This window comes from Mesorhizobium sp. M7D.F.Ca.US.004.03.1.1 (assembly GCF_003998635.1).
GTDB classification, from domain to species: Bacteria; Pseudomonadota; Alphaproteobacteria; order Rhizobiales; family Rhizobiaceae; genus Mesorhizobium; species Mesorhizobium loti.
The window spans coordinates 1-1,611 of sequence record NZ_RZQG01001170.1 but is presented as its reverse complement, the minus strand read 5'-3'; the positions used below and the strand labels follow the sequence as shown (position 1 = coordinate 1,611).

Annotated in this window: 2 protein-coding genes; both read left to right on the top strand. The window is 61.0% G+C overall.

Features of this window, described 5'->3' with window-relative positions:
• Nucleotides 1-937 (top strand): KUP/HAK/KT family potassium transporter (locus EN935_RS35190; RefSeq protein ID WP_206534656.1); only part of this gene is annotated, 937 nt, incomplete at its 5' end.
• Between the two features lie 41 nt (nt 938-978).
• A partial coding sequence (locus EN935_RS35185) for an NAD-dependent epimerase/dehydratase family protein (RefSeq protein ID WP_127374182.1) occupies nt 979-1,611 on the top strand: 633 nt, incomplete at its 3' end.

The following is a 1,611-nucleotide window of genomic DNA, read 5'->3' as shown; positions in this document are numbered from 1 at the left end:
GGCCAGGCAAGCGGTACAGCTCAACATGCTGCCGCGTTTCGTCATCCAGCACACGTCGGAAAAACAGTCGGGCCAGATCTATCTGCCGCGCATCAACCTGATGCTGGCGCTGGTGGTGATGCTGCTGGTGGTCGGCTTCGGCGAATCCAGCCGGCTGGCCTCGGCCTACGGTATTTCGGTGACCGGCAATATGCTGGTGACGAACATACTGCTTTTTGTTGTGATGACGCGCATCTGGAAATGGCCGCTCGGCGTCGCGATAGCCTTAATGGCGGTGTTCGTCTTCATCGATACCGGCTTCTTTGCAGCTAACATCGTCAAGGTATTCGAAGGCGGCTGGGCCTCGCTTGCCATTGCCGCAGTGATCGTGATGACCATGTGGACTTGGATAAGAGGCAGCAGGTATCTATTTGACAAGACGCGCAGGAACCAGATTCCGCTCGATTTCCTTGCGGGCAATCTGTTGAAGAAGAAACCGCAGCTGGTGTCCGGTACGGCCGTGTTCCTGACCAGCGATCCCGCCAGTGCGCCGACCGCGTTGATGCACAGCCTGAAGCACTACAAGGCGCTGCACGAACAGAACGTCATCCTCTCTGTGGTGACGGCGCAGCAGCCCGTGGTGCCCGACAGCGAGCGGATCAAGATGGAAACGATCAATGAGCTGTTCATGCGGGTGACACTGACCTTCGGCTACATGGAACAGCCTAACATCCCGCGTGCGCTGGCGATCTGCCGCAAGCAGGGTTGGAAGTTCGACATCATGACGACGTCCTTCTTCCTGTCGCGTCGCTCGCTCAAGGCGTCACCCAACTCCGGCATGCCGGTGTGGCAGGACCAGCTGTTCATCGGCCTGGCGCGCACGGCGGCCGACGCGACCGAATATTTCCAGATCCCGACCGGACGCGTGGTGGAGATCGGTACACAGGTGGCGATCTGACGGGCTCGAACGCGTAGACTTCAACAGTTGCGGAGGCGGGCATGAGCGGCGAATTGGTGCTTGTCACCGGCGGATCAGGCTTCCTCGGTGCTCACTGCATTGCCGAACTGCTGAACGCCGGGTATCGCGTGCGCACGACAGTGCGCTCCGCCAAGCGTGAAGCCGATGTTCTGGCCATGCTCAAGGCTGGTGGCACTGAACCGGGCGACAGGCTCTCCTTTGCAATCGCCGATCTCATGAGCGACGCGGGCTGGCCACAAGCCGTTGCTGGCTGCGACTACGTCCTGCATGTGGCCTCGCCATTCCCGGCCGGGGTGCCGAAGCATGAAGACGAGCTGATCATTCCGGCTCGTGAGGGCGCGTTACGGGTGCTGCGGGCCGCACGAGACGCCCATGTCAAACGCGTCGTGCTGACCTCATCCTTCGCGGCGATCGGTTACGGCAAGATGCCGCCCGGAGGCCAGCCGTTCACCGAGGAGAGCTGGACCGATCCTACGGCCAAGGTCAGTGCCTATGTGAAGTCGAAGACCTTGGCCGAACGCGCTGCCTGGGATTTCGTGGCCACCGAGGGTGGCAAGCTGGAGCTGGCCGTCGTCAATCCGGTCGGTATCTTCGGGCCGGTCCTCGGGTCCGACCATTCCACCTCCACCGAATTTGTGCAACGTATGATGAAC